This is a genomic window from Dryocola boscaweniae (genome assembly GCF_025215095.1).
Taxonomy (GTDB): Bacteria; Pseudomonadota; Gammaproteobacteria; order Enterobacterales; family Enterobacteriaceae; genus Dryocola; species Dryocola boscaweniae.
Window position 1 is genome coordinate 1 of sequence record NZ_JALHAP010000069.1, and the last position, 19,581, is coordinate 19,581.

The 19,581-nt window shown below is 50.7% G+C and carries 18 protein-coding genes and 1 rRNA gene; 12 read left to right on the top strand and 7 right to left on the bottom strand.

Going from position 1 to position 19,581, the window contains the following annotated elements; translation table 11 throughout:
- Window positions 1-4 precede the first annotated feature (4 nt).
- Window positions 5-120 (top strand): 5S ribosomal RNA (gene rrf / locus MUA00_RS02950).
- Window positions 121-208: 88 nt separating this feature from the next.
- Here rrf and mobB read toward each other — a convergent pair.
- Together mobB and mobA are read right to left on the bottom strand one after the other, a co-directional pair.
- Window positions 209-715, bottom strand: a complete 507-nt coding sequence (mobB, locus tag MUA00_RS02955; RefSeq protein WP_271121717.1) for a molybdopterin-guanine dinucleotide biosynthesis protein MobB — start codon at window positions 713-715, stop codon at window positions 209-211.
- On the bottom strand, window positions 716-1,345 hold the full coding sequence (gene mobA / locus MUA00_RS02960; RefSeq protein WP_271121716.1) for a molybdenum cofactor guanylyltransferase MobA: 630 nt from the start codon (window positions 1,343-1,345) through the stop codon (window positions 716-718).
- 24 nt (window positions 1,346-1,369) lie between these two features.
- Between mobA and MUA00_RS02965 the strand changes: the two genes are divergently transcribed.
- The 3 genes from MUA00_RS02965 (at window position 1,370) to dsbA (ending at window position 3,353) form a co-directional block, all read left to right on the top strand.
- On the top strand, window positions 1,370-1,639 hold the full coding sequence (locus tag MUA00_RS02965; protein ID WP_271121715.1) for a YihD family protein: 270 nt from the start codon (window positions 1,370-1,372) through the stop codon (window positions 1,637-1,639).
- Between the two features lie 76 nt (window positions 1,640-1,715).
- Window positions 1,716-2,702, top strand: a complete 987-nt coding sequence (locus MUA00_RS02970) for a serine/threonine protein kinase (RefSeq protein ID WP_271121714.1) — start codon at window positions 1,716-1,718, stop codon at window positions 2,700-2,702.
- 27 nt (window positions 2,703-2,729) lie between these two features.
- On the top strand, window positions 2,730-3,353 hold the full coding sequence (gene dsbA / locus MUA00_RS02975; protein ID WP_271121713.1) for a thiol:disulfide interchange protein DsbA: 624 nt from the start codon (window positions 2,730-2,732) through the stop codon (window positions 3,351-3,353).
- A 12-nt stretch (window positions 3,354-3,365) separates the two neighbouring features.
- Here dsbA and MUA00_RS02980 read toward each other — a convergent pair whose 3' ends face one another.
- The gene (locus tag MUA00_RS02980; RefSeq protein WP_271121712.1) at window positions 3,366-4,271 is read right to left on the bottom strand and encodes an acyltransferase; all 906 of its coding nucleotides are present in this window, start codon (window positions 4,269-4,271) and stop codon (window positions 3,366-3,368) included.
- 447 nt (window positions 4,272-4,718) lie between these two features.
- Between MUA00_RS02980 and polA the strand changes: the two genes are divergently transcribed.
- Together polA and MUA00_RS21390 are read left to right on the top strand one after the other, a co-directional pair.
- Window positions 4,719-7,505, top strand: coding sequence for a DNA polymerase I (polA, locus tag MUA00_RS02985; RefSeq protein ID WP_271121711.1), 2,787 nt, complete (start codon window positions 4,719-4,721; stop codon window positions 7,503-7,505).
- Between the two features lie 165 nt (window positions 7,506-7,670).
- Window positions 7,671-7,718: a spot 42 RNA, inhibition of DNA synthesis gene (locus tag MUA00_RS21390; protein ID WP_071892919.1), complete on the top strand. Its 48-nt coding sequence runs from the start codon at window positions 7,671-7,673 to the stop codon at window positions 7,716-7,718.
- A gap of 86 nt (window positions 7,719-7,804) precedes the next feature.
- On the opposite strand, the gene yihA is transcribed toward MUA00_RS21390, so the two are convergent.
- Complete coding sequence (gene yihA / locus MUA00_RS02990; protein ID WP_271121710.1) at window positions 7,805-8,440, bottom strand: ribosome biogenesis GTP-binding protein YihA/YsxC; 636 nt, start codon at window positions 8,438-8,440, stop codon at window positions 7,805-7,807.
- A 570-nt stretch (window positions 8,441-9,010) separates the two neighbouring features.
- Between yihA and yihI the strand changes: the two genes are divergently transcribed.
- Window positions 9,011-9,526: a Der GTPase-activating protein YihI gene (gene yihI / locus MUA00_RS02995; RefSeq protein WP_271121709.1), complete on the top strand. Its 516-nt coding sequence runs from the start codon at window positions 9,011-9,013 to the stop codon at window positions 9,524-9,526.
- Window positions 9,527-9,716: 190 nt separating this feature from the next.
- Window positions 9,717-11,090 (top strand): oxygen-independent coproporphyrinogen III oxidase, encoded by a 1,374-nt coding sequence (gene hemN / locus MUA00_RS03000; RefSeq protein WP_271121708.1) that lies wholly within the window; start codon window positions 9,717-9,719, stop codon window positions 11,088-11,090.
- 119 nt (window positions 11,091-11,209) lie between these two features.
- Here the strand turns inward: hemN and glnG are convergent, their stop codons facing one another.
- The 3 genes from glnG to glnA form a co-directional block, all read right to left on the bottom strand.
- Window positions 11,210-12,622 carry a nitrogen regulation protein NR(I) gene (gene glnG, locus MUA00_RS03005; RefSeq protein WP_271121707.1) on the bottom strand — a complete coding sequence of 471 codons (1,413 nt, stop codon included), beginning with the start codon at window positions 12,620-12,622 and terminating at the stop codon, window positions 11,210-11,212.
- Window positions 12,623-12,630: 8 nt separating this feature from the next.
- A complete protein-coding gene (gene glnL / locus MUA00_RS03010; RefSeq protein WP_271121706.1) occupies window positions 12,631-13,680 on the bottom strand; it encodes a nitrogen regulation protein NR(II) in 1,050 nt (349 codons plus the stop codon).
- 143 nt (window positions 13,681-13,823) lie between these two features.
- The gene (gene glnA, locus MUA00_RS03015) at window positions 13,824-15,233 is read right to left on the bottom strand and encodes a glutamate--ammonia ligase (protein WP_271121705.1); all 1,410 of its coding nucleotides are present in this window, start codon (window positions 15,231-15,233) and stop codon (window positions 13,824-13,826) included.
- 430 nt (window positions 15,234-15,663) lie between these two features.
- On the opposite strand from glnA, the gene typA reads away from it, so the two are divergent.
- The 4 genes from typA to dtd all read left to right on the top strand — a co-directional run bounded on the left by typA (window position 15,664) and on the right by dtd (window position 19,539).
- A complete protein-coding gene (gene typA, locus MUA00_RS03020; RefSeq protein WP_271121704.1) occupies window positions 15,664-17,487 on the top strand; it encodes a ribosome-dependent GTPase TypA in 1,824 nt (607 codons plus the stop codon).
- Window positions 17,488-17,639: 152 nt separating this feature from the next.
- Complete coding sequence (gene yihX, locus MUA00_RS03025; RefSeq protein WP_271121703.1) at window positions 17,640-18,239, top strand: glucose-1-phosphatase; 600 nt, start codon at window positions 17,640-17,642, stop codon at window positions 18,237-18,239.
- Window positions 18,233-19,105: a virulence factor BrkB family protein gene (locus MUA00_RS03030; protein WP_271121702.1), complete on the top strand. Its 873-nt coding sequence runs from the start codon at window positions 18,233-18,235 to the stop codon at window positions 19,103-19,105. The genes yihX and MUA00_RS03030 overlap by 7 nt, the downstream gene beginning before the upstream one ends.
- Complete coding sequence (gene dtd / locus MUA00_RS03035) at window positions 19,102-19,539, top strand: D-aminoacyl-tRNA deacylase (protein WP_271121701.1); 438 nt, start codon at window positions 19,102-19,104, stop codon at window positions 19,537-19,539. Before MUA00_RS03030 ends, dtd begins: the two co-directional genes overlap by 4 nt.
- Window positions 19,540-19,581: the final 42 nt, after the last annotated feature.

Here is a 19,581-nt window from a genome sequence, read left to right on the forward strand (position 1 = left end):
TATGCCTGGCGGCAACAGCGCGGTGGTCCCACCTGATCCCATGCCGAACTCAGAAGTGAAACGCCGTAGCGCCGATGGTAGTGTGGGGTCTCCCCATGCGAGAGTAGGGAACTGCCAGGCTCCAAATAAGTGAGAAGCCCTGCACGTCGTGCAGGGCTTTTTTGCCGTCTACGATTTACGAAAAGGCCCGCAGAACCGCAGGAAAGGCTCATTTCCCAAGCCAATCGGCAATAAAATCTGCAATCTGGTTTGGTAAATTGATATCCAGAACTGGAACCAGTACTCCAAAGATCTCTGTGTCACTCGCAATAGCAATAACATGGTCGTCGATTTTCAGTTCATCAATATTGTGCCCAATTCCTTGTCTGTAAAGCATGATCTTAGGTACCGCCTCGTGCTTAAAGCCCTCAACCAAAATTAAATCCAGCGTGGCGGGATTCATGCGGCTGGCGAGCCAGTGTAAATCCAGCTTGTCCTGTTCAGGCGTTTCAGTCATTAATGCCCAACGATTCTGATTGGCTACTATCGTCTGGGCGGCCCCGGCTTTGCGGAGTTCATAACTGTCTTTACCTGGTTTATCCACATCCACATCATGGTGGGTATGCTTGATTAGTCCCGGACGGATATCACGTTCAATAAGTAGAGGAATCAGTTGCTTAAGAAGGGTTGTTTTACCCGTTCCGCTCCAGGCCGCAATGGCAAGCAGAGGCACCATTTATTTGTCCTCCTGTTGGGCAAGATCTTCAGGTGAATTCACATTGATGAAGCACTGTTGTTGATTGGGGAATATCACCGGCTGCCCATCAACTTCACGCAGAAATACCATCACCCGACGTTCACCGGAACCGAGATAGTTTTCGAGTGCGGGTACGAGCTTCCGATGCAAAAGGGCAATTGTCGGATGATCGCGTTCTCCATCATTTACCCAAATAGCAGGGAACTGACCTCGTTTGTCCCAAAGCCGAATCGCTAGATCCGCCGGTATATTTGGCGTATCGCAGGGGCAGAACAGAAACCATTCATCGCTCAGTTTCTGCATCACCGACAACATTCCTGCCAGGGGACCGGGATAGTCTGGTAGCGAATCGCTCACAACGTTTAAACCTGACGACTGATATTTTTCAATATTACGGTTCGCACTGATGACCATGTTACCCACCTGCGGTGCAAGCTTTCCTGCAACATGCGCAAACAGCGGCAGACCTTTTAACGTAATAAGACCTTTATCATGCCCACCCATTCTCGTTGCACGCCCACCAGCCAGAATGACTCCTGTTACTTCTGCTAAACGTCTCACTAATATCGCCTCTTTTAATGTGGGTTTGAGCCTGCTAACTTGTGACATCTCGCAAGTGAAAGGAGCACTATCATGAAATGTAAGCGTCTTAACGAACTGCTCGAGCTGCTTCAGCCCGCCTGGCAGAAAGAGCCGGATCTCAATCTGATTCAATTTTTGCAGAAACTCGCTAAAGAGTCAGGTTATACCGGTGAATTAGCCGATCTCACTGACGATGTGCTGATCTATCATCTGAAAATGCGTGATTCTGAAAAAGATGCTGTTATTCCAGGCATTAAGAAAGATTATGAAGAAGATTTTAAAACCGCGCTGCTGCGTGCGCGTGGGGTAATTAAAGAGTAAAAGCTTGTAAGCCAGACCACTTTCGCGGCTACGAAATGTTATCCTGAATTATTCGTATTTACTGCCGGTTGCCTGGATGACGGACAGCGCTTTCAATTTTCAAACACTACATCCGGATACCATCATGGATGCCCTTTTTGAACAGGGCATACGGGTGGATTCCGGGTTAACCCCCTTAAACAGCTTCGAAAACCGCGTCTATCAGTTTCAGGACGAGGATCGCAAACGCTATGTGGTGAAATTTTATCGCCCTCATCGCTGGTCCGCTGAGCAAATCCAGGAAGAGCATGACTTTGGCCTGGAATTATTGGCTGATGAGGTTCCGGTTGCGGCACCTCTTGTTTATTCCGACAGGACTTTGTTGCGTCACCAGGGCTTTATGTTTGCGGTCTTCCCAAGCCTGGGTGGACGACAATATGAAACCGATAATATCGATCAAATGGAATGGGTTGGGCGCTATCTTGGCCGTATTCACCAGACCGGGCGGCGTAAGCTTTTTGAAAAGCGTCCGGCGATTGGGCTTAGCGAATATCTCTTTGAGCCCCGCGTCTTGTTTGAACAAACTTCTTTAGTTCCGGCAGCGTTAAAGCCCGCTTTTCTCAAAGCGACAGACGCCTTAATTGATGAAGTAAAACTTCACTGGCACGATCGCTTTGATGCCCTGCGCTTACATGGCGACTGCCATCCCGGGAATATACTCTGGCGCGATGGCCCGTTATTCGTCGATCTTGATGATGCCCGTAATGGCCCGGCTATTCAGGATATCTGGATGCTGCTTAATGGCGATAAAGCTGAACAGCGCATGCAGCTTGAAACGATAATTGAAGCGTACGAAGAATTCACCCCTTTCGATTCAGACGAAATTGCCCTTATCGAACCTTTACGAGCAATGCGTATGGTTTATTATCTCGCGTGGATTATTCGACGCTGGGATGACCCCGCTTTCCCCAGAAATTTTCCCTGGATTCTCGAGGAAGATTACTGGCGAGGACAGACTGCAACTTTCACAGAGCAGGTTCGGGTTCTGCGTGAACCCCCATTAAAATTAACGCCAATGTATTAGTCAGTATTATTCAGGAGAGAGTGGATTATGAAAAAGATTTGGCTGGCACTAGCGGGTATGATTCTGGCATTCAGTGCCTCGGCAGCCCAGTTCACCGACGGTAAGGAATACGTTACCCTCGATAAACCCGTTGCAGGCGAACCGCAAGTATTAGAGTTTTTCTCTTTCTACTGCCCGCACTGCTACCAGTTTGAAGAAGTGCTTCATGTCTCTGACAGCGTGAAGAAAAATCTGCCGGAAGGCACAAAAATGACTAAGTACCATGTGGAGTTCCTGGGTCCATTAGGCAAGGATCTGACTCAGGCATGGGCTGTTGCAATGGCGCTTGGCGTGGAAGATAAAATCACCGCCCCTATGTTTGAAGCCGTACAAAAAACGCAAACCGTTCAAAACGTGGCGGATATCCGTAAGGTGTTTATCGACGCGGGTGTGAAAGCGGAAGAGTACGATGCAGCCTGGAACAGTTTTGTGGTGAAATCTATGGTTGCTCAGCAAGAAAAAGCAGCCGCCGATCTGCAACTTCAGGGTGTGCCTGCCATCTTTGTGAACGGTAAATACCAATTGAATCCGCAGGGAATGGATACCAGCAGTATGGATGCGATGGTGAAGCAATATGCTGATGTGACCAAATTCCTGGTAGAGAAAAAGTAATAAAAAAGCCGGTCACTGACCGGCTTTCTTCTTTTGCATGATGGTGGCGAGCAGAACATCCTTTTCATACCAGAGCGTATTGAGCCATGACTGAAAGCGGCGTTTAAAGCTTTTGTCATTGACGTAATCACCATGTAAATCTTCCGCAATGGGTATCAGCGAAACGCGTACCACAATTCTCGTCATTTTCCCCGTTAACATGTCATAAAACGGAGAATGGATATTTTCCGGATAGCAAAGCGTGACATTTAAAAGCTTATCAAATTGCGCGCCAAGCACATTCAATGCCATCGCCATCCCCGCAGCTTTTGGGGGGAGCAGGTTCTGAAACGTTGAGCGAGTCTCAAGGCGTTTTTCCTGAGTAAACCGGGAACCTTCAACAAAATTAACTATAGTCGTGGGATGTGAGCGGAATTTCTCACAAGACCGGCGGGTTGTTTCCACGTCCTTGCCGCGTCGCTCAGGATGACGCAGTAAATAGCTGCGTGAATAGCGCTTCATAAAGGGCATATCCAGCGCCCAGCAAGCGAGACCGATAAAAGGAACCCATGCCAGTTGCTGCTTAAGAAAGTATTTATTCATAGGAATATGCTTGCGAAACAGCACGCATAAAATAACGATATCAGCCCAACTGCGATGGTTGCAGATTAATAAGTACCAGTTTTTCTTGTTAAGGCCTTCAAGTCCTTCAACATCCCATTTCAGGTGAGGATTAAGGCGCAGCAGCAGCGCTAAGCCTTCACACCAGCAGTACATCATAAAATCTGCGAATAACGAGATTGATCGCCAGATAACAGGCACCGGTAATAGCAGCTTAACGATGCCAGCAATAATAATCGGCACGGAACAGGCAACCGTAACCAGAATGGTGAGAGCGACACTTAGAATTAAGGTGATCGCAGCGAAAAATCTCGACATAAGGATGACTTTAAGAAGGTTAGGAAAACAAGATGACGGGTAAAAGGGCAACAGGCGGTGAATTTTATCAGAGTTTGATGCCGGGGATTACTCAAAAAGCCGCATTCGCCTCAATGCTTTTCATTTGGCCGGAAAATTCATGCGCCTTATAACATAAATAGTTTTTATATCCACATCGAGTAGTAATGAAATTCTTTTCGCCAGCAAGGATTGTTTTCAAATAACCCTTTGATATTAAAAGAGTTACAATAAGCCCGGCAAAGTAATTACTTCAGAATATTAGTTAGTTATAAAACTATACACAAAGTTATCCACAATCTCGATCTTGCGTAAGATCTCGCGGATCGATAAAACTTTTTGCCTAATCCGCCCCAAAAGCTCATGTTTTTGCTCTGGCTATGGCATCCTTTAGCTATAAATTTAAAACCAGGTATGGAACGGTACAATATGGTTCAGATCGCGCAAAACCCGCTTATCCTCGTTGATGGCTCATCCTATCTTTATCGGGCCTATCACGCCTTTCCTCCTCTGACTAACAGCCGGGGAGAACCAACAGGCGCGATGTATGGCGTACTGAATATGTTGCGTAGTCTGTTAATGCAATATCAACCGACTCATGCCGCCGTGGTCTTCGATGCGAAGGGCAAAACTTTCCGCGACGAGTTATTTGAGCACTATAAATCCCATCGCCCGCCAATGCCGGACGATTTGCGTGCTCAAATTGAGCCTCTTCATGCCATGGTTAAAGCTATGGGGTTACCGTTACTTGCGGTTTCTGGGGTAGAAGCGGACGATGTTATTGGCACACTGGCTCTGGAAGCTGAAAAAGCAGGGCGGCCAGTACTTATCAGCACCGGCGATAAAGACATGGCTCAACTGGTAACTCCGGGTGTAACTCTCATCAATACCATGACTAACACCATTCTGGGGCCTGATGAAGTTCGTACCAAATACGGCGTACCGCCTGAACTGATTATCGATTTCCTCGCTCTGATGGGGGACTCCTCAGATAACATTCCGGGCGTCCCGGGCGTTGGAGAAAAAACGGCTCAGGCCCTGTTACAGGGGTTAGGCGGCCTGGATTCGCTGTATGCCAACCCAGAAAAAATCGCCGAGCTCAGCTTCCGGGGGGCGAAAACCATGGCCGCGAAGCTTGAGCAAAGCAAAGAAGTGGCGTACCTCTCGTATCAGCTTGCGACGATTAAAACAGATGTCGAGCTGGAGTTAACCTGCGAACAGCTCGAAGTGCAGCAGCCGGTAGCAGAAGAATTACTTGGCCTGTTTAAGCACTACGAGTTCAAACGCTGGACAACAGATGTTGAAGCTGGAACCTGGCTGCAGGCGAAAGGCGCTAAAGCCGCCGCGAAACCGCAGAAAACCATTGAGATTGAAGTCGATCCCGAAGAAGAAGCCAGCGCGCTTTCTTATGACAACTACGTCACCATTCTTGATGAAACAGAACTGCTGGCGTGGATCGCTCGCCTGAAAAAGGCGCCCTTCTTTGCCTTTGATACTGAAACCGACAGCCTTGATAACATCAGCGCAAATTTGGTTGGCCTCTCTTTTGCGACCGAGCCTGGCGTTGCTTGTTATATCCCGGTTGCGCATGACTATATTGACGCGCCCGATCAGCTTCCGCTGGAACGCGTGCTTGAACTGCTCAAGCCGCTGCTTGAAGATGAAAAAGTCCTTAAAGTTGGCCAAAATCTCAAGTATGACCGCGGCATCGTTGGCAACTATGGCATCGAGCTGCGCGGTATCGCGTTTGATACCATGCTGGAATCCTATATCCTGGATAGCGTCGCGGGCCGTCATGATATGGATAGCCTGTCCGACCGCTGGCTTAAGCATAAAACTATTACTTTCGAAGAGATCGCCGGCAAAGGTAAAAAACAGCTTACTTTCAACCAGATCGATCTGGAGCAGGCGGGGCGCTATGCTGCCGAAGATGCGGATGTCACGCTGCAATTACACCTGAAAATGTGGCCAAAGCTTGAAAAAAGCGCAGGCCCGCTTAACGTCTTCAATAACATTGAAATGCCGCTGGTGCCGGTGCTTTCTCGTATTGAACGTAACGGCGTGAAGATCGACCCTGCTATTTTGCACACGCATTCCGGGCAGTTGACTAAGCGCCTTGCCGAGCTGGAGCAGAAAGCCCATGAAATTGCCGGTGAGCCGTTTAACCTCTCTTCACCAAAACAGCTACAGACTATTCTTTTTGAAAAACAAGGTATTAAACCGCTGAAGAAAACGCCGGGCGGCGCGCCGTCAACATCGGAAGAAGTGCTTGAAGAACTGGCGCTGGATTATCCGCTGCCGAAAGTAATCCTCGAGCACCGCGGTCTTGCGAAGTTGAAGTCCACTTACACCGATAAGCTGCCGCTGATGATTAACCCGAAAACCGGGCGGGTGCATACCTCGTATCATCAGGCTGTAGCGGCGACAGGACGTTTGTCTTCAACCGATCCGAACCTGCAAAACATCCCGGTGCGTAACGAAGAAGGGCGCCGAATTCGTCAGGCGTTTATCGCACCAGAAGATTACGTCATTGTTTCTGCAGACTATTCGCAAATTGAGTTGCGCATTATGGCACATCTTTCACGCGATAAAGGCCTGTTGACCGCTTTTGCTGAAGGCAAAGATATTCACCGCGCAACGGCGGCAGAGGTGTTCGGCCTTCCTCTGGAAAGCGTGACGGGTGAACAGCGTCGTAGCGCGAAGGCGATTAACTTTGGTCTTATTTATGGCATGAGTGCATTTGGTCTGTCGCGTCAGCTCAATATTCCCCGTAAAGAGTCGCAGAAGTATATGGATCTTTACTTCGAGCGTTACCCTGGCGTGCTGGAATATATGGAGCGTACCCGTAAGCAGGCAAAAGAGCTGGGCTACGTCGAAACGCTCGATGGGCGTCGTTTATATCTGCCGGACATCAATTCAAGCAACGCTGCACGCCGTGCAGGCGCTGAGCGTGCGGCGATCAACGCCCCGATGCAGGGCACTGCGGCAGACATCATCAAACGGGCAATGATTGCCGTGGATGAATGGCTGCAGAAAGATAAGCCTCGCGTAAAAATGATCATGCAGGTGCACGATGAACTGGTGTTTGAAGTGCATAAAGATGATGTTGAAGCCGTGTCCGGAAAGATCCACGAGCTAATGGAAGGCAGTATGACGCTGGACGTTCCATTGCTGGTGGAAGTGGGCTGCGGCGCAAACTGGGATGAAGCTCATTGATGCATCGTTTTTAGCGTCATTTTTTTGTAACTAAGCAACATAAGTCATAGCTTTTTGTGATGATGCTTCAAGAACGGTATGTAAATAGTGAAAAAAAACTACAAAAAATGCTTTTTCAACCGGATAAAAAGGAGTAGAGTTATTTGCGTAGGGTACAGAGGTAAGATGTTCTATCTTTCAGACCTTTTACTTCACGTAATCGGATTTGGCTGAATATTTTAGCCGCCCCAGTCAGTAATGACTGGGGCGTTTTTTATTGGGCGAAAGCCTGTAAAAAAGACGGGCTAACCCGTCATTTTTTACTCTTCAGCGGCTTCTTCTTCCACCGCTGGTGGGATGTCGTTGTACCAGCTATCCAGCTTTTGACGCAGTTTATCGACACCGATTTTTTTGAGCGATGAAAACGCTTCGATCTCAATGTTTCCGCCAAATGCTGTAGCCGCTTCGCGCACCATATTAAGCTGCGCTTTCCGGGCACCGGATGCCAGCTTGTCCGCTTTAGTCAGCAAAATCATCACTTCGATATTGCTGGCAACGGCCCAGTGCACCATTTGCTGATCGAGATCTTTAAGCGGATGACGAATATCCATCAGCACAACCAGTCCTTTCAGACTATTGCGCTTTTGCAGGTATTCACCCAGCGCACGCTGCCATTTTATTTTTACTTCTTCCGGGACTTCCGCATAGCCGTAACCCGGTAAATCCACCAGACGTTTATCCTCAGCAACCTCAAACAGGTTGATAAGCTGCGTACGTCCAGGTGTTTTACTGGTACGAGCCAGGCCCTTCTGATTCGTCAGCGTGTTTAACGCGCTCGATTTCCCCGCGTTAGAGCGGCCTGCGAAAGCAACCTCAATACCGGTATCAGAAGGTAAATGGCGAATGTCCGGTGCGCTAAGCACGAAGTGGGTCAGTTGATAGTTCCAGTTTGTCAAAAGGTTGTCTCCGTCAGGATGAGCATTGAGGTGGATTATACCTGAACGTGCGGAAAAGACCGTGTTTCTCACAAGGTACAGACATTCCCCTATAGAATGTAAGACATCTGCTATTTCTCGTGGCAGACATTGCGGTACCATTTAACTAACGGGTTTATATATATCCTTAAATAACAAAAGATTATATTTATGGTCATTGCAAAGAGTTGAACTTAAATAAAATTATAACCTTGTTGTATTTATGGTTAAGCGTAAAGTAGGTGGCACAGGCAAGGGAGCCGGAAAGGACAGCAACTCAGGATGAGGGTTCAGGAACGTCAGGATGACGAAGAACCAGGGAAAGCCGGGAAGCGCCGTCTGGAGACGAAGTAAAAGGATAAGGGACACAACACGGAAGTTGCTTGCGAAGGATAGACAAGGCGTCGATAGCAGACAAGGATTGTGTGACCCATAAGGGTTGTGAGACAAGAAAAAGGCGACAGGTTAACCTGCCGCCTTTTTTCTTTGCTTGCTTTCTGCTAGATTCCGCCGCAATTCTATACTGAATAAAACGGCTTAAGACAACTCATCATGAAGCAACAAAACTCAGCAGCACAAGGTAACAAACCGGCGAAAGTTCGTCGTAAATCGCGCGAAGAAATAGATCAGGAAGCTCGCGACCGTAAACGCCAGAAAAAACACCGTGGGCATTCGGCTGGCAGCCGTGCGAACGGTGGGAATCAGGCGCAAGGTGGCAAAGGTTCAGGACAGCCAAAAGATCCGCGCATTGGCAGCAAAAAACCCGTTGCTCTGGGCGTCACTGAAACCCCAGCCGCGAAGCCAAAACAGCACAAACCAAAGAGCGAGAAACCTATGCTAACACCACAGGCCGAGCTGGATATGCTGGAGAACGACGAGCGCCTGGACGCGTTGCTGGAACGTCTTGAAGAAGGCGAAACGTTGACGAAGGAAGAACAATCCTGGGTAAACGAAAAGCTCGACCGTATTGATGCGCTGATGGAAGAACTGGGCATCGCCTATGACGACGATGAAGAAGACGAAGAAAAAACCGATGATTTAATGCGTCTGCTCAAGGGTGGTAACTAACGTTTACTCCCATGGGATTACCCGTTCTTATCGTGGTTATTCCGCTGGTGTGTTATCTGCTGTGGTTATTCGTTAAACTACGGCGGTTGTCGCGATTGCAGAATTCGTTGCGCCGTAGGCTCTTCGCCCAAGGGAAGGGCGGGCCGCAAACGTTACGTAAACGCAGGCGGCATCACCGGAAGGAGTGAGTATGTCTGAGCAGTTAATCGACTGGGATCTGGCCCTGATCCAGAAATACAATTATTCAGGGCCCCGCTACACCTCTTACCCCACCGCGCTGGAGTTTTCTGAAGACTTTGGCGAGGCGGCGTTTCTGCAGGCGGTCGCTCGTTATCCTGAGCGTCCGCTATCGCTGTATGTGCATATTCCGTTCTGCCACAAGCTTTGTTATTTCTGCGGCTGCAATAAAATTGTTACCCGCCAGACGCACAAAGCAGATCGGTATCTGGATGCGCTTGAACAAGAAATCGCGCACCGGGCGCCGTTATTTGAAGGCCGTCACGTCAGCCAGATGCACTGGGGCGGTGGTACCCCTACCTACCTGAGCAAGGCGCAAATCAGCCGCCTGATGGAGCTGTTACGCGGCCATTTTCAGTTTAATCACGACGCCGAGCTGTCCATTGAAGTGGATCCGCGTGAAATCGAGCTTGATGTGCTGGATCATCTGCGTGCGGAAGGCTTCACTCGCCTGAGTATGGGCGTGCAGGATTTCAACAAAGAAGTGCAGCGTCTGGTTAACCGCGAGCAGGATGAAGAGTTTATCTTTGCCCTGATTAAGCGCGCCCGTGAGTTGGGTTTTACCTCGACAAACATTGATTTGATCTACGGCCTGCCGAAGCAAACGCCGGAAAGCTTTGCTTTCACCTTAGAACGCGTCGCTGAGCTTAGCCCGGACCGCCTGAGCGTCTTCAACTATGCGCACCTGCCGACTCTGTTTGCCGCGCAGCGCAAAATCAAAGATGCGGACTTGCCGAGCGCGCAGCAAAAGCTTGATATTTTGCAGGAAACTATTGGTTCGCTGACTACGGCCGGCTATCAGTTCATTGGTATGGATCACTTTGCTCGCCCGGATGACGAGCTTGCCATTGCTCAGCGTGAAGGAAAGCTGCATCGCAACTTCCAGGGTTACACCACGCAAGGCGATACCGATCTGCTCGGCATGGGCGTATCGGCCATCAGCATGATTGGCGATTGCTATGCGCAGAACCAGAAAGAGCTTAAGACTTATTATCAGCAGGTCGATGACCGGGGTGATGCGCTGTGGCGTGGTCTGGCCCTGACTCGTGATGACTGTATCCGCCGCGATGCCATTAAGCTGCTGATCTGCAACTTCCAGCTCAATTTTGCCGACGTTGAGCGCTTGTGGGATGTGGATTTCGCTCAGTACTTTGCAGAAGACCTGAAGCTGTTAGCCCCGCTGGCCAAAGACGGGCTGGTGGAGGTTGATGCACACCGCATTCAGGTCACGCCGAAAGGCCGTCTTCTGATCCGTAACATCTGCATGTGCTTCGATGTTTACCTGCGGCAGAAAGCGCGGCTCCAGCAGTTCTCACGGGTTATCTGAGTTATGTCGGATGACGCTTCGCTTACCCGACCTACGTTGAACCGATAGTTGTAGGGTGGATAAGCGAAGCGCCATCCACCGATAAAAAGGCGAATAGCTAAAGCTATCCGCCTTTTTTGTTACTCCATTCCCAGCTCTTTCAGCTTACGCGTCAGCGTATTGCGGCCCCAGCCCAGTAAACGAGCCGCTTCCTGCTTGTGGCCCTGGGTGTGGCGCAGCGCCGTTGTCAGCAAAGTGCGTTCCATTTCCGGCTGTGCTTCTGACAGCAAATTTTGATGACCGGAACGCAGCGCGCGATCGGCCCATTGCGCCAGCAGCGTTGCCCAGTTATCAGGCAGCGTCTGCGAAGCACCGGTTTCTGGCACCGTAGCTTCAAACAGCTCCCCCGGCAGATCCTGAATCAGCACTTCCTGGCCTGCGGCCATCACGGTCAACCAGCGGCAGGTATTTTCTAGCTGGCGCACGTTGCCGGGCCAGGCAAGACGCGTTAATGCATTTTCTGTCTCAGGATGCAAAAGCTTGGCTTCTACGCCCAGCTCGCGAGCCGCAACCTGCAAGAAATGACGAGCCAGACGAGGAATATCTTCCCGGCGTTCGCGCAGTGGAGGCAGGTGAACGCGGATAACGTTCAGGCGGTGGAATAAATCCTCACGGAATTTGCCTTCCTGCACCCGCAGTTCAAGGTTCTGGTGGGTTGCGGCGATAATGCGCACATCCACTTTTACCGGCGCATAACCGCCAACGCGGTAAAACTGACCGTCAGCCAGCACGCGTAGCAAGCGGGTTTGCACATCCAGCGGCATATCGCCGATTTCATCCAGAAACAGAGTACCGCCATCGGCCTGTTCAAAACGCCCTTGCCGAATCTGATTCGCCCCGGTAAACGCGCCTTTTTCATGGCCAAACAGCTCAGACTCGATCAAATCCTTCGGAATGGCCGCCATATTGAGTGCGATAAATGGCGATTTGACGCGAGGGCTGTGGCGATGCAGCGCATGAGCCACAAGCTCTTTACCCGTACCGGATTCGCCATTAATCAGCACGCTGATCGAAGAGCGGGACAAGCGGCCAATAATACGAAAGACGTCCTGCATGGCAGGCGCTTCCCCGATGATATCGGTGGTTGGCCCGAACACTTGTACATTACGCGGCTGCTGCTGCTCCTGATAATGGCTGATCGCGCGTTCGACCAGCGCAACCGCTTCGTCAATATCAAAAGGTTTCGGGAGATAATCAAACGCCCCTTGCTGATAAGCGCTGACGGCGGCATCCAGATCCGAATGCGCGGTCATTATGATGACCGGAAGCATCGGATGCCGTTGTTTTATTTGCTTTAACAGCGCCAGCCCATCCATACCCGGCATCCGAATGTCGGATAACAAAACGTCCGGGGTTTTGGTTGCAAGGGCGTCCAGCACCTCATTGCCACTCTCAAACGTGGTGCAGCTCAAACCAGCTCCGGTCAGCGCTCGTTCCAGCACCCAACGGATGGAGCTATCGTCATCAACGATCCAAACTATCCCTCGTTGCATACAAACCTCTACTTACGAATAGGCAGGAAAACGGAAAACTCGGTATGACCCGGCCAACTGTTGAATTCTATTTTCCCCGAATGCTGATCGATAAGATTGCGCGCTATAGACAGGCCAAGGCCGGTGCCTCCTTCGCGTCCGCTTACCATCGGGTAGAACAGCGTGTCCTGAAGCGCTGCCGGAATTCCCGGGCCGTTATCTTCGACGTCAATTCGGGCAGCCAGGCGGTAGCGCATACCGTGCAGCGTCAACTGGAAAGCGGTGCGGGTGCGCAGGACGATTTCACCTCCGTCGCTCCCCAGCGCCTGCAATGCATTGCGCACGATATTTAATAAAACCTGCTCGATTTGGTCGGGGTCGTGAGCAAACTCCGGCAGGCTTGGATCGTAATCCCGCACTAACGTGACGTTTTCTGGCAGCTCCATCGACACCAGTTGCATTACGCGCTCGGTAACTTTGTGAATGCTTTCTGTCACGTGCATTCCCGGCTGTTGCGGCCCTAAAAGCCTGTCGACCAGGTTACGCAGACGGTCTGCCTGCTCAATAATTACTTTGGTATATTCCGTCAGCGAAGGGTCCGGTAATGCTTTGGCAAGAAGCTGCGCCGCCCCCCGTAACCCACCGAGAGGGTTTTTGATCTCATGCGCCAGGCCGCGAACTAAATCACGTGCGGCGATTTGTTGGGCATGCTGTAACTGTTCCTGACTCAGGCGACGCTGGTTGTCCATCGGCGCCATTTCCATCAGGATTAAACCTTCCGGCAAACGCTGCGCCGTAAGAGAAAGAATATGGGAGCGGCCATCTATCACCAGCGTTACCTCGTTATCGGTAAACCCCTGGCCTGAGATAAGGCTCTCCTGCATTAAGCCAATATTAAGTGAGAAGTAACTCAACAGATCCGGCAGCGGCGTACCGTAAAGCTTGCGTGAACTCTGGGCCAGCAATTGCTGCGCCGCCGGGTTCGCGTAGTGGACAGCCAGTTCGTCATCCACGAGCAGAATGCTGTTGATTAAAGAGTTCAGGATCTGCCCAGCATCGGGCAGCGTGCCGGTTGCCATACAGCAGTCTCCAGTTTATGCACTATGTTGGTGCATTATAGTTGTCTGGTAACAAAAAACCTTGTTGTGTCAGGTTATTTGCGGAGAAAAAAGCCCATCCGAAGATGGGCTGAAAGTTTCCACGGCAACAAAAAAACGCTTAATTAGACGCTGTAGTACAACTCAAACTCTACCGGGTGCGGCGTCATGCGCACACGGTCGTTTTCTTCAACGCGCAGAGCGATGTAAGCATCGATCGCGTCGTCAGTGAACACGCCGCCGGCGGTCAGGAATTCACGGTCCTGATCCAGCGCGTTCAGTGCTTCTTCCAGAGAGCCTGCAACCTGTGGGATCTCTTTCGCTTCTTCTGGCGGCAGGTCGTACAGGTTTTTGTCCATTGCTTCGCCCGGATGGATTTTGTTCTTGATGCCATCAAGGCCAGCCATCAGCAGCGCTGCGAAGCACAGGTATGGGTTAGCAGCCGGGTCCGGGAAGCGAACTTCGATACGGCGTGCTTTCGGAGAAGCAACTACTGGAATACGGATAGAAGCGGAACGGTTGCGGGCAGAGTAAGCCAGCATAACAGGCGCTTCGTAACCCGGGACCAGACGCTTGTAAGAGTTGGTGGTCGGGTTAGACAGGGCGTTGATCGCTTTAGCGTGTTTGATAACGCCGCCGATGTAGTACAGAGCTTGCTCAGACAGGCCTGCGTATTTGTCACCAGCGAACAGGTTTACGCCGTTCTTGGACAGGGACATATGGCAGTGCATACCGGAACCGTTATCGCCAAACATTGGTTTTGGCATGAAGGTCGCAGTTTTGCCGTAAGCGTGAGCAACGTTGTGCACAACATATTTGTAGATCTGAATTTCGTCAGCTTTTTTGGTCATGGTATTGAAGCGGGTAGCCACTTCGTTCTGACCGGCCGTTGCCACTTCGTGGTGGTGAGCTTCAACAACCAGGCCCATCTGTTCCATGGTCAGACACATGGCAGAACGCAGGTCCTGCGCTGAGTCGACTGGTGGAACCGGGAAGTAACCGCCTTTTACAGCAGGACGGTGGCCTTTGTTGCCGCCTTCGTATTTGGTGCCGGTGTTCCATGCGCCTTCGATATCATCAATAGCAACGTGGGAGCCGGAGATAGAGCTGCCGAAACGGATGTCGTCGAACAGGAAGAACTCTGGTTCTGGCCCGAACAGCACGGTATCAGCAAGACCGGTAGAGCGCAGGTAGTCTTCAGCGCGTTTAGCGATAGAACGCGGGTCGCGGTCGTAGCCCTGTAAAGTGCCTGGCTCAAGGATATCGCAACGAATAATCAGGGTAGAATCAGCGAAGAATGGATCAATGACGGCGGTAGACGCGTCTGGCATCAGAACCATGTCGGATTCGTTGATACCTTTCCAGCCACCAATCGAGGAGCCGTCAAACATTTTGCCTTCTTCGAAGAACTCAGCATTCACCTGGTGAGCAGGGATTGTGACGTGCTGTTCTTTACCTTTGGTGTCAGTGAAGCGCAAATCAACAAATTTCACTTCATGCTCATTCAGCATCGTCAAAACGTGTTCAGCGGACATACTTAACTCTCCCGGATTGGTCATTGTCGTCGTGGTAACGAGGTCTTTCCCGTCGTACTTCAAGCTGCAAAGGTTTTGGCTGCGGCTCGAATTATTTAGGGACTATTCTATTAAAAGTGGCTCTACGCCCTGAAATGTTTAAAGCGAAATCTGTGCCAACTTTTAAATCACCCTAAAAAGGCGTTATCATGCGCACTATAGTGCAAAAGGGCTGCACCATGATGGATAACTTGCACCAATATAGTGCTCCAGTATGAATTACGGGCACCATATTGGTGCAATTTACGTTATGGCTCCCTTTTTAGCTCCGTGAAAGCGATCACAATCCCTTACTTTCTATATTGTTTGTAAAGGTTCTTTGTGATCCTGTTCTGTCCTTCGATTAATACGTGTACAATAACGCGCTATTTCTAATGCCTGAGGCAAAGTTGTGATCGAAAATCTGCGTAACATCGCCATCATCGCGCACGTTGACCATGGTAAAACTACCCTGGTTGATAAGCTGCTACAGCAATCCGGTACTTTCAGCGAGCGTGCTGAAACCACTGAACGCGTGATGGACTCCAACGATTTGGAGAAAGAGCGTGGGATTACCATCCTCGCTAAAAACACCGCTATCAAATGGAATGACTACCGTATCAACATCGTTGATACCCCAGGGCATGCCGACTTCGGTGGTGAAGTTGAACGTGTAATGTCCATGGTAGACTCCGTTCTGCTGGTCGTTGATGCAATGGATGGCCCAATGCCGCAGACGCGCTTCGTAACCAAAAAGGCATTCGCCCATGGTTTGAAGCCAATCGTGGTTATCAACAAAGTTGACCGTCCTGGCGCGCGTCCTGACTGGGTTGTGGATCAGGTGTTCGACCTGTTCGTAAACCTCGACGCGAGCGACGAGCAGCTCGATTTCCCAATCATCTATGCATCCGCATTGATGGGTATCGCGGGTAACGATCACTCTGATATGGCGGAAGACATGACCCCGCTGTACCAGGCGATTGTTGACCACGTTAAAGCACCAAGCGTTGACCTTGATGGTCCGTTCCAGATGCAAATCTCCCAGCTCGATTACAACAACTACGTTGGTGTTATCGGCATCGGTCGCATCAAGCGCGGTAAAGTGAAGCCTAACCAGCAAATCACTATCATCGACAGCGAAGGTAAAACTCGTAACGGTAAAGTCGGTAAGGTTCTGACTCACCTCGGTCTGGAGCGTATTGAATCCACCGAAGCCGAAGCGGGCGATATCATCGCGATTACCGGTCTGGGCGAGCTGAACATCTCCGACACCCTTTGCGATACGCAAAATGTTGAAGCGCTGCCGGCGCTGTCCGTTGATGAACCAACCGTTTCCATGTTCTTCAATGTCAACACCTCTCCGTTCTGTGGTAAAGAAGGTAAATTCGTTACCTCCCGTCAGATCCTTGACCGCCTGAACAAAGAGCTGGTGCACAACGTTGCGCTGCGCGTTGAAGAAACCGAAGATGCGGACGCGTTCCGTGTATCCGGTCGTGGTGAGTTGCACCTGTCCGTACTTATCGAAAACATGCGTCGTGAAGGCTTCGAGCTGGCGGTTTCCCGCCCGAAAGTAATCTTCCGCGAAATCGATGGTCGTAAGCAGGAACCGTTCGAAAACGTGACGCTTGATATCGAAGAGCAGCACCAGGGTTCTGTCATGCAGGCTCTTGGCGAGCGTAAGGGCGACCTGAAAAACATGAATCCAGACGGCAAAGGCCGCGTACGTCTTGACTACGTGATCCCAAGCCGCGGTCTGATCGGTTTCCGTAACGAATTCATGACCATGACTTCTGGTACCGGTTTGCTTTATTCCACCTTCAGCCATTACGATGATATTCGTCAGGGCGAAGTGGGCCAGCGTCAGAACGGCGTGTTGATCTCTAACGGCCAGGGTAAAGCAGTTGCGTTTGCGCTGTACGGCCTGCAGGACCGCGGCAAGCTGTTCCTGGGTCACGGTGCGGAAGTTTACGAAGGCCAGATCATCGGTATTCACAGTCGTTCTAACGACCTGACTGTTAACTGCCTGACCGGTAAGAAACTGACCAACATGCGTGCATCCGGTACTGACGAAGCGACCACGCTGGTTCCAGCTCAGAAAATGACTTTAGAGCAGGCGCTGGAGTTTATCGATGATGACGAACTGGTCGAAGTGACTCCGCTTTCCGTTCGTATCCGTAAACGTCACCTGACTGAAAACGACCGCAAACGCGCTGGTCGTGGCAGCAAAGAAGCTTAAGTTTCTTTCTCGCCGTAAATGGAAGCCCTGCCTGTTTAGGCGGGGCTTTTTTTGTACATTCGCTCGCAGAATTGAAGAGTTAATCAGGCTGCGATAGGCAAAGCATCTCTTTACCGCTACAGTTATTTGTCCACGGCGCAAAGGAGAGGCTTATGCTGTATATCTTTGATTTAGGTAACGTCATCGTTGATATCGACTTCAACCGCGTAATGGGGGTCTGGAGCGATTACAGCCGGGTACCGCTGGCAAATCTGCAAAAAAGCTTTGTGATGGGGGAGGCTTTCCATCGTCATGAGCGCGGGCAGATCTCTGATGAAGATTTCGCCACGGCAGTGTGTCAGGAGATGGATATGGCGCTAAGCTTCGATCAATTCGCCGCGGGCTGGCAGGCCGTGTTCGTTGCCCTTCGTCCAGAAGTCATCGCCCTGATGAAACAGTTGCGTGAACAGGGGCATCGCGTTGTCGTACTCTCTAACACTAACCGTTTGCACACGAATTTCTGGCCCGGCGAATATCCGCAAATCGCGGAAGCCGCAGACAAAATCTATCTGTCCCAGGAAATGGGGATGCGCAAACCCGACGCCGAAATTTATCAAAAGCTGCTGGAAGCAGAGAGTTTTTCTGCCGACCAGGCCATCTTTTTCGACGACAACGCCGATAATATTAAAGGAGCCCAACAGGTGGGCATCACCAGCATTCTGGTGACCGGAAAAGAAACGGTGCCTGGCTATTTTGCCAAAAACCCATGTTAAAAGACGTGCATCATCATACCCGTAAACACCTCAGGCCTTATATTGCCTGGGGTAAGCTGCTGTGGCAGCGCATTGACCAGGACAATATGACGACGCTTGCGGGTAATCTTGCGTATGTGTCGCTGCTGTCGCTGGTGCCTTTTGTCGCCGTTGTGTTTGCGTTATTTGCCGCTTTTCCGATGTTTTCAGACGTCAGCGTGCAGTTGCGGCACTTTATCTTCTCGAATTTCATCCCCGCCACGGGCGATATTATTCAGCGCTATATAGAGCAGTTCGTCGCAAACTCCAGCAAGATGACTATAGTCGGCGCGTGCGGGCTTATCGTTACCGCATTATTATTAATGTACGCCGTAGACAGCGCGCTCAACACCATCTGGCGTAGCACGCGCACACGCCCCAAAATATACTCCTTTGCCGTTTACTGGATGATCCTCACGCTTGGGCCTTTATTGGCCGGGGCGAGCCTGGTTATCAGCTCCTATTTACTGTCTTTACGCTGGGCCACGGGTTTTAACAGCATGATTGATGAGGTGCTGCGCATCTTTCCGCTTCTGCTCTCCTGGCTTTCGTTCTGGCTTCTCTACAGTATCGTTCCTACCACGCGCGTACCGGTACGCGATGCTCTGATTGGCTCGCTGGTCGCTGCACTTCTCTTTGAGTTGGGCAAGAAAGGTTTCGCGCTCTATATCACCATGTTTCCCTCTTATCAGTTGATTTACGGCGTGCTGGCGGTGATCCCGATTTTATTTGTCTGGGTCTACTGGACCTGGTGTATCGTGTTGCTCGGGGCAGAAATTACTGTCACCCTCGGTGATTACCGCAAACTTCGTACAGAAGCACAGCAGGAAGAATTGGAAGAACCATGATTGCATTGATTCAGCGCGTCACCCAGGCTCGCGTCACCGTGGAGGGTGAAGTGACGGGTGAAATTGGCCCAGGACTTTTGGTGTTATTGGGTGTCGAAAAAGAAGACAACGAGCAGAAAGCGAATCGCCTTTGCGAGCGGGTGTTAGGTTACCGCATCTTTAGTGATGAAGATGACAAAATGAACCTGAACGTTCAGCAAGCCGGCGGCAGCGTGCTGGTGGTTTCGCAATTTACCCTTGCGGCAGATACGGAACGCGGCATGCGCCCGAGCTTTTCAGGCGGCGCGGCGCCAGCGCTTGCCGAAGAGCTGTATGAATATTTTATCGAACGCTGCAAACAGCAAGGGATCGGGACCCAAACCGGCCGTTTCGCCGCTGATATGCAGGTATCGCTTATCAATGACGGGCCGGTGACATTCTGGCTGCAGGTCTAAACCCCGCACGGTTCATCGGCCTTGCGTAATCTAAGAGAGTAC